The 8,947-nt window shown below is 66.8% G+C and carries 4 protein-coding genes; 2 read left to right on the forward strand and 2 right to left on the reverse strand.

Annotation, left to right across the window (positions count from 1 at the left end; translation table 11 throughout):
* Nucleotides 1-5,062: amino acid adenylation domain-containing protein (locus ACF8R3_RS16170; protein WP_392515886.1), on the reverse strand; the 5,062-nt coding region annotated here is incomplete at its 3' end.
* 186 nt (nucleotides 5,063-5,248) lie between these two features.
* Between ACF8R3_RS16170 and ACF8R3_RS16175 the strand changes: the two genes are divergently transcribed.
* Together ACF8R3_RS16175 and ACF8R3_RS16180 are read left to right on the forward strand one after the other, a co-directional pair.
* Entirely contained in the window at nucleotides 5,249-6,370 is a 1,122-nt protein-coding gene (locus tag ACF8R3_RS16175; RefSeq protein WP_145257544.1) for a cupin-like domain-containing protein, read from the forward strand.
* A 65-nt stretch (nucleotides 6,371-6,435) separates the two neighbouring features.
* Nucleotides 6,436-7,404: a siderophore-interacting protein gene (locus ACF8R3_RS16180; protein ID WP_392515887.1), complete on the forward strand. Its 969-nt coding sequence runs from the start codon at nucleotides 6,436-6,438 to the stop codon at nucleotides 7,402-7,404.
* Nucleotides 7,405-7,443: 39 nt separating this feature from the next.
* Here ACF8R3_RS16180 and ACF8R3_RS16185 read toward each other — a convergent pair whose 3' ends face one another.
* Nucleotides 7,444-8,835, reverse strand: coding sequence for an aspartate aminotransferase family protein (locus ACF8R3_RS16185; protein ID WP_058606009.1), 1,392 nt, complete (start codon nucleotides 8,833-8,835; stop codon nucleotides 7,444-7,446).
* Nucleotides 8,836-8,947: the final 112 nt, after the last annotated feature.

An 8,947-nucleotide genomic window follows, 5' to 3' on the forward strand; every position in this document is an offset into this window, starting at 1 on the left:
GTACGTGGGCCGGGTCTGCCTGCGGGGCCGGCAGTTCGAGTGTCGCCAGCCCTTCAGGCACCGGCAGGCGCAGGCCTGGCGCATGCAGCAGCAAGGCCATGCGGCTGTCCTCGATCATGTAGGCCAGGCGTTCCTCAGGGTAGTCCGGGTCCAGCGGCAGGTAGGCACCACCGGCCTTGAGGATGGCCAGCAGGCCGATGACCAGCTCCAGCGAACGCTCGGCGGCGATGCCTACCAGCACGTCCGGGCCGACGCCGCGCTCAATCAACTGCAGGGCCAGGCCATTGGCGGCGTTGTTGAGCTGGCGATAGGTGAGTTGACGTGCGCCGAATGCCACGGCGCTCGCCTCGGGGCTGCGCTGGGCCTGCTGCTCGATCAGGCGGTGGACACAGTATTCGTCGGGGTAACGCTGCGCGGTCTGGTTCCAGGTGCGCAGGCCGTGCTGTTCACTGGCAGCGAGCATCGGCAGCTCGCCTATGGCCTGTGCAGGGCAGGCCACCATGCCGCGCAGCAGGGTCTGCCAGTGAGCGGCCATACGCTCGATGGTGGCGGCTTCGAACAGGTCGGCGGCGTACACCAGGGCCACGGAGATGCCCTGCGGCGTTTCCAGGGTCTCAAGGGACAACTCGAACTGCGCGCCGCCACCGTCAAGCTGCAGTTCGCGGGCCTGCAAACCCGGCAGGCTGGTGCCAGTGGCAGTGGCGCCGACCGTGCTCAGGTGGTTGTACATCACTTGGAACAGCGGGTTGTGATTCAGCGCGCGCTGGGGGTTGAGCACTTCCACCAGGCGGTCGAACGGCAGGTCCTGGTTGGCCTGGGCCGACAACGTCACTTCCTTGACCGTCTGCAGCCAATGGCCTGACGACTGCTCAGGTTGCGGACACAAACGCATGACCAGGGTGTTGACGAAAAAGCCCACCACCGCCTCCAGCTCCTGGCTGTTGCGGTTGTTCACCGGCACCCCGATGCGCAAGTCTGGCTGGCCGCTGTGGCGTTGCAACAGCAAGGCGAAGCTACCCAGGAACAGCTGGAACAAGGTGACGCCCTGGGCCTGGGCCAGCTCGCGTACCTGACGCTCCAGGTCCTGCGGCAGGTGCAGGTCAAGGCGCCCGCCACGGTCGCTGAGCTGCGCCGTGCGCGGGTGATCGGTCGGCAGCGACAGCACCACCGGTTCACCCCCAAGGCGTTCGACCCAATAAGCCTGCTGGCGCTTCATCTCGCCTTGGGCCAGCCACTGGCGCTGCCAGTGGGCGTAGTCGGCGTATTGCACCGCCAGCGGTTGCAGGGGGCACGTATGGCCGGCATTGAAGGCGCTGTAGAGCTCGACGAACTCGTGCACCAACAGGCTCATGGACCAGCCGTCGGAGGTGATGTGGTGCAGCGTCAGCACCAGTACCCATTCGTCCATTGCGCGCTCGATCACCTTGACCCGCATCAGGGGCCCCTGGTGCAGGTCGAACAGGCGCGTGATTTCGGCGCGCACCGCAAGCTCCAGCTGGGGTTGGCTGGCATCGGGCAAGGCCGTCCATTGCGGGTCCACCGCCCCGGCCGGCTGCACCTGCTGATAAAGCTGGCCATCCTCCTGGACGAACGTGGTGCGCAAGGCTTCGTGCCGTGCCAGCAAGGTGTCCATCGCCCGCTGCAAGGCCTGGCGATCAAGCTCGCCCTGCAGCCGCACGGCCAGCGGGGTGTGGTAGGCGGTGCTCTGGGGCTGCAGGGTCCAGTACAGCCATTGACGCTGCTGGGCGAATGACGCCGGCAGGCGCTCGCTGCGCGGCAGTGCCGCAACGGCCGTCTGTTCGCGGTAGCGCTCGCAGTGCTCCAGCGCCTGGGCCAGTTCACCCAGGTTGGCCGTGTCGAACATGGCCCGCAGCGGCAGGTCGAGCCCCAGTTGGCGGCGTACCCGCGAGACGATCTGCACGGCCAGCAACGAGTGGCCCCCCAGGCTGAAGAAGTTGTCGCCAAGCCCCACTGCCGGCACCTTGAGCACCTGTTCCCAGATGCCCGCCAGGGCGTGTTCTCGCTCGGTCACAGGCGGCACGTGGGCAGCGGCGGCACGCGCCTGGGTCGGCTGAGGCAGCGCGCGGGTGTCGAGCTTGCCGTTGGCGGTCAGGGGCATGACGGCCAGGGCTTGGTAGGTGCTGGGCAGCATGTAATCAGGCAGACGCGCTTGCAGCCAGGCCTCCAGTTGCGCCTGCGCGTCAGTGCCCGCATAGACCACATAGGCCACCAGTTGCGCATGGGCCGCTTCGCCCACCAGCAGCACGGCCGCGTCGCGCACCTGGGGCGCCGCACGCAGGGCCAGCAGCACTTCATCCAGGTCGATGCGGTAGCCGCGCAGCTTGACCTGGCGGTCGACACGGCCAAGGAACGCCAGCTCGCCCGAGGGCAGACGACGCACCCGGTCGCCTGTGCGATACAGGCGCGCACCCGGTGCGCCGAAGGGATCGGGCACGAAGCGTTCGGCGGTCATGCCCGGGCGGTTCTGGTATCCACGGGCAAGGCCGGCGCCGCCGATGTACAACTCGCCGTGGCTGCCCGGCGCCTGGCGTTGCAGGCCGGCATCGAGCACCTGGGTGCTGGTGTTGGGCAATGGCCGGCCCAGCACGATGGGGCTGTCTGCCGCGCTGAGGCTCTGGGTCAGTACGCCGACGGTGGTTTCGGTCGGGCCGTAGTGGTTGATGATGTCGCAGCGGCCCAGTGCGCGCAGGCGTTCGATCAGTGCAGGCGAACAGGCCTCGCCACCGAGCACCAGGCAGCGGGCAGGCAGCACCTGTTGCGGTTGGTCAGCGCCCAGCAGCGCCTCCAGGTGCGACGGCACGATTTTCAGCACGTCGATGCCATGGTCCTGTATGTAGGCGCCGAAGCGCTGCGGGTCGAGGGCCACGTCCTGCTCGATGATGTGCAGCGAGCGCCCGGAGCACAGTGCGCCGAACAGCACGGTATGCCCCAGGTCCGCCGCCAGGGTGGAGACCACCGCCATGCTGCTGGCGCCCTGCAGCGGCAGGGTCTGGAAAATGCCTTGCAGGTAGTTGCCCAGGGCGGCGTGGCTGACGGCCACGCCCTTGGCGGTGCCGGTGGAACCGGAGGTGTAGATGACGTAGGCCAACTCGGCCGCGTCGATTGGCCGCTGTGGGCCCCGTGCACTGACTTCAGGGCGAGCGGGGTCGAGCAACAGGGTCGTCACCCCGGCGAGCTGCGGCAGGCTGGCTTGCAGCACCTGCTGGGTCAGTAGCACGCCGACCCGGCTGTCCTCGATCATGTAGGCCAGCCGCTGGGCGGGGAATGCCGGGTCCAGCGGTACATAGGCCGCCCCGGCCTTCCACACGGCCAGCAGGCCGATCACCATTTCCAACGAGCGCCCGGCGGCCAGGCCGACGCACACCTGAGCACCGACGCCCAGCTCGACCAGTTGCAGGGCCAGCGCGTTGGCGCGGGCATCCAACTCGGCGTAGCTCAGGCGTTGCCCAGCGAATGTCAGCGCCAGGGCATGGGGAACGCGCTGCACCTGGGCCTCGAACATCTCCAATGCCGACGGCGCTGCCGGTGCCTGCGGGCCTGCGGCCTGCTGGTGCAAAAGCGCCGCCTGATGGGCGTCGAGCAAAGGCAGTTGGTCCAGTGGCTGGTCGGCATCCTCGCTCATCGCCTGCAGCAGCTGCAGCCAGTGCCCGGCCATAAGCGCGATGGTGGCCGGCTCGAACAGCTCGCTGGCGTAGGTCAGCGAGGCATGCAGGTGGCCACCGCGCTCGAAGGTGGTGAGGGTCAGGTCGAAGGGCGTGGGGCGGCTGCTCGCCTCCAGAGGGCGCAGTTCCAACCCCTCGCCCACCGTCATCACCTCGATATCGGCAACGTTCGGCAAGTGGTTGTACATCACCTGGAACAGCGGGTTATGGCTCAGGCTGCGGTCAAGGTCCAGGGCCTCGACCAACTGTTCGAAGGGCAGGTCCTGGTGCGCCTGGGCACCGGCGGCGGTCTGTTTCACGGCGCCCAGCAGGCTGGCGACCGACTGCTGGCCTTGCAGGGTGGTGCGCAGCACCTGGGTGTTGACGAACAGACCGATCAAGCCTTCGACCTCGGCCCGATTGCGGTTGGCCACGGGCACGCCGATGCGCAGATCGGTCTGGCCGGTGTGGCGGTACAACAGCACATTGAATGCTGCCAGCAACACCATGAACAAGGTCACGTTGTGCTGGCGCGCCAGGGCCCGCAGTTGTTCCGCCAGGGCGGGATCGATGACCAGCTCGTGACGCTGGCCGCGCTGGCTGGCCACCGCCGGGCGTGGAAAATCGGTGGCAAGCTCCAGCAACGGCTGCTCATCGCCCAACTGCTCGCGCCAGTAGTCCAACTGCCGCGCCTGCTCACCGGCCTCCAGCCACTTGCGTTGCCACAGGGCGTAGTCCATGTACTGGACAGGCAAGGCCGGCAGCGCGGGTTCAACGCCTGCGGCAAAGGCCTGGTAGGCCTGGACGAACTCGTCGATGAGCACGTTCATCGACCAGCCATCGGACACGATGTGGTGCAGGGTCAACAGCAGCACATGCTCCTGCGCCGCAAGCGTCAGCAAGCTCACGCGCATCAAGGGGCCCACGGCCAGATCGAAGGGTTGCAGCGCCTCTTGTTCGGCCAGCTCGCGCACACGGCGCGCCTGGGCATCGGCGTCCAGCTCAACCAGGCTGTGCTTGGTAACGTGCACCGGGTGTTTGGCAGCCACCTGCCGGACCTGGCCGTCTGCGCCTTCGGCAAACACCGTGCGCAAGCTCTGGTGGCGCTCTACCAGGCAAGCAAAGGCCTGCTCCAGCGCAGCCACGTTCAAAGGCCCGCTCAAGCGCACAGCGCTGGGCAGGTTGTAGGCACCGCTGCGCGGGTCCAGCTGCCAGAGGAACCACATGCGCTGCTGGGCATACGACAGTGCATCGCGGTCCGGGACCTGCACGTCGGCGGCGATGGGGAATTGGGAAAAGTCGATGCCTTCGGCGCGCAGGCCATCCAGAAACAGATGACGCTTGTCCACTGGCAGCTCTATGAAACGGCGGGCAAGCTTGAGGGACTTATCGGCATTCATCTGCGACCTTCCATACAGTTGGGTATCGAGCGTTGGCTCGGCTATCCCTACGGGACGTAGGAAGACGCGAGAAAATTAGCCGCACAGCTTAGGCGCTGGCGCCAGGCATGCCGGTAAGGCGCCGGTTAAATCGGTGCTCGTATCGCTCGTTAACCCTGCACAACGACAGATCGACAGGGGTTGACCGTGGACCTTCAGAGCATTCTCAGCAGGCTGTTCGCCAATGCCCATGGCGTGGGCATCGAGGGCGTCTACCAGTTCGTCTTCGCCCATGACCGGGCCTTCTGGTCGGAGGTACGCGAGCAGAGCCGCACCGGTGTTGGCCGCCACGCCGCGCCGGACGTCACCATCGAGGTAGCCGAACGCGACTTTCTCGGGATCATGGGCGGCACGGCCAATGTCGAGGAACTGTTCGCCAGTGCGCGGCTGAAGATCACCGGCAACATGGGCCTGGCCACGCTGCTGCCGCAGATCATCAACAGCGCGCGGCAAGGCACTTCGGCCAGCAAGGTGGCCATGAATCAACGCTACCCCACGCCAGCACGCATCAGCGAACGTGTATCGGCAGCGCAGCCTGTGCTGCGTGAGGTACCCCGCCTGCCGCGGGCGCAGCTGTCAGCCGAGCGTTTTGCCCGGGAGTACCTGCCGCTGGGCATGCCGGTGGTGATGAGCGATGCCCTGCACGACTGGCCGCTGTTCAGCATGGGGCGTGAGGCGTCCATCGCGCACTTTGCCGAGCTGCAAGGCATCACCCGCCACGGCGACTACGTGAAGAAAACTTTCTCCACCGACCGCGACTTTCGCGCCACCTCCATGGCCGACTTCATTGCCTCGCTGGACACGCCGGCCAAACCGGGTGAAACCCCGGCCTACATGGGCAACAACATCGTCCCGGAAAAGCTCCTGGCGCTGATCCGCTTCCCCGACTACTTCGAGCGTTCGCGCTACATCGCGCCGCGCATCTGGATTGGGCCCAAGGGCACGCTCACACCCTTGCACCGGGATGACACCGACAACCTGTTCGCCCAGGTCTGGGGGCAGAAGTCGTTCATCCTTGCCGCCCCGCATTACCGTCCGGCGCTGGGCACCTGGTCGACCAGCCCCAAGGGTGGCCTGGACGGCTGCGACTTCAACCCCGATGCCGCCGACTACCGGCGGTTCCCAGCCGCCCGCGATGTGCCGTTCCTGCGTGTGGTGCTGCAAGCCGGCGACCTGCTGTTCTTGCCCGAGGGCTGGTTCCACCAGGTGGAGTCGGTGTCCACCTCGCTGTCGGTCAACTTCTGGGTGAACTCCGGTCGCGGTTGGTAAGGCGCGGTTAATTTGCCTGGGCGTCGGCTCGTTTCTCAGCAAAGACGTCTGCACGAGAACGCCCCATGCCCAGCCCAGCCCGCATGACCCAAACCCTCCAGCAAGGCCTGTGCCGTCTGATTGGCGGCGCCAGGCGCCAACCCCAGCCCTACCGCCTGTTCGACCTGGTGCTCAGCCGCCGCCTGAGCCTCACACCTTCGCTCAGCCGGCTGGTGTTCACAGGCCCCGACGTGGCGCAGATGACCACCCTGGCACCGGACCAGCGGGTGAAGCTGTTCTTCCCCGCGCCCGATGGCTCCCTTGCGCAACTGCCTGCCGACCAGCACTGGAAGGCCGCCCACAGCGCGCTCGCTGCCGAACAGCGCCCACCGATGCGTACCTACACCTTGCGCGCGCTGCGCCCAGAGGCATTGGAGGTGGACGTGGATTTCGTCTTGCACGGTGTCAACGGCCCTGCCTCTGCCTGGGCTACCGAGGCGCGGCCGGGGGATCGCCTGCAGATGCTGGCACCGAACCTGGCCCATGCGGGAGACCCTGGTGGGTACGAGTGGAAGCCGCCGCAAGGGGTACGCAACGTGTTGCTGGTCGGGGATGAAACGGCGCTGCCAGCGATTGCCGGCATCCTCGAAGCTCTGGCCGTGACGCAACCGGACCTGGCGGTGCAGGCGTTCATTGAAGTGCCCTTGCAGGCCGACTGCCTGGAGGTGCGTCACGGCAGCGGCGTTGAGCTGCACTGGCTGCCACGGGATCTTTTGAACTGCGCGCAGGGCCAGGCCATGCTGCATGCCGTGCGTGAACTGGCCCGACTGCCCCAGGGGCACGCAGTGCCCGAGGCCAGGCTGGAGGATATCGATATTGACACGCGCATTCTGTGGGAACAGGCCAGTACCGCCTGCAGCGTGTTCCACGCCTGGGTGGCGGGCGAGTCGGCCACGGTCATGGCCATCCGTCGCCATTTGATCAAGGAGCGCGGGTTGCCACGTCAATGGCTGACCCTGATGGGCTACTGGCGCGCTGGCAGAACCCTGGACTGACGGGGCGTGTAGCCGGGGGCACACGGCCCCCCGCTGGACTCAGACCGCCGCGGCCACGGCAGCGGCGAAGCGCTGAGCGACCTCGTCGACCTGCTCGTCGCTGATGATCAAGGGCGGCAGGAAACGCACCACTGCCCCGTGGCGGCCACCGAGTTCCAGGATCAGGCCTCGCTTGAGGCACTCGCGCTGTACGCGCGGGGCCAGTTCGCGGTTGGCCGGCGGGTGCCCCTGGGCGTCTGCCATGCCTTGCGGATCGACCAATTCCACGCCCAGCATCAACCCCCGACCACGGATATCCCCCAACTGCGGATAATCTGCCTGCAGGCGCTGCAAATGCCCGCGCAGGCGCTGACCCATGGCCTCGGCATGGTCGGCCAGGCGGTGCTCGACCAGGTATTCGAGCACGGCAGACCCTGCAGCCATGGCCATCTGGTTGCCGCGGAAGGTGCCGGCATGGGCGCCTGGCTTCCAGGTGTCGAGCCAGTCGCGGTAGACCACCACGGCCAGGGGCAGGCTGCCACCGATGGCCTTGGACAGGGTGACGACGTCTGGCACGATACCGGCGTGTTCGAAGGCGAACATGCGTCCGGTACGGGCGAAACCGCTCTGGATTTCATCGACGATCAGCGCAACACCCGCCTGCTCGGTGATGCGCCGTACGCCCTTGAGCCACTCGATGTCGGCGGGTATCACGCCGCCTTCGCCCTGCACCACTTCCAGAATCACCGCGGCTGGCAGCGGCACCCCGCTTTCGGGGTCGAGCAGCAGGTTTTCCAGGTAGTGCAGGTTGGCCTTCACCCCCGCTTCGCCGCCCAGGCCGAACGGGCAGCGGTAGTCGTAGGGGTATGGCATGAACTGCACGCCGCTGCCCAACAATGCGCCCAGGGGCTGCTTGGGACCCAGGCTACCCATCAGGCTCAGTGCCCCTTGGCTCATGCCGTGGTAGGCGCCCTGGAAGGTCAGGACCGTGCTGCGGCCGGTGGCGCTGCGCACCAGCTTCAGCGCGGCCTCCACCGCATCGGTACCGGTCGGGCCACAGAACTGCACCTTGGCTTCACGGCGCAGTGCTTCGGGCAGCACGGCGAACAAGTCCTGGACGAAGCGGTCCTTGACTGGGGTAGTCAGGTCCAGGGTGTGCAGGGGGAGTTCATCGGCCAGCACGCGCTGGATGGCTTCGACTACCACGGGGTGGTTGTGGCCCAGCGCCAGCGTACCGGCACCGGCCAGGCAATCGATGAACTGGCGGCCTTCGACGTCCTCGACATAAATGCCACGGGCGCGCTTGAGGGCCAGCGGGATACGGCGGGGGTAGCTGCGGGCATTGGATTCCTGTTGCTGCTGGCGGTGCAGCAGCGGCGAATCGGTGAATTCGTACAGGGGGTGCGGGGTGGTGGCCGGTGGGACCTGAGCAAGGCTGGTAGCGGTGGACATGGTGGATCCTCGCAAGCAAGCGAATGGGCGGTAGTCGCTTGAGAGACGCTTAGCCGGGGGGAGGATTTAGGGGGGCTTTGCTCTTGCTCTTGCTCTTGCTCTTGCTCTTGAT

This window comes from Pseudomonas sp. FYR_7 (assembly GCF_043106155.1).
Taxonomy (GTDB): Bacteria; Pseudomonadota; Gammaproteobacteria; order Pseudomonadales; family Pseudomonadaceae; genus Aquipseudomonas; species Aquipseudomonas parafulva_B.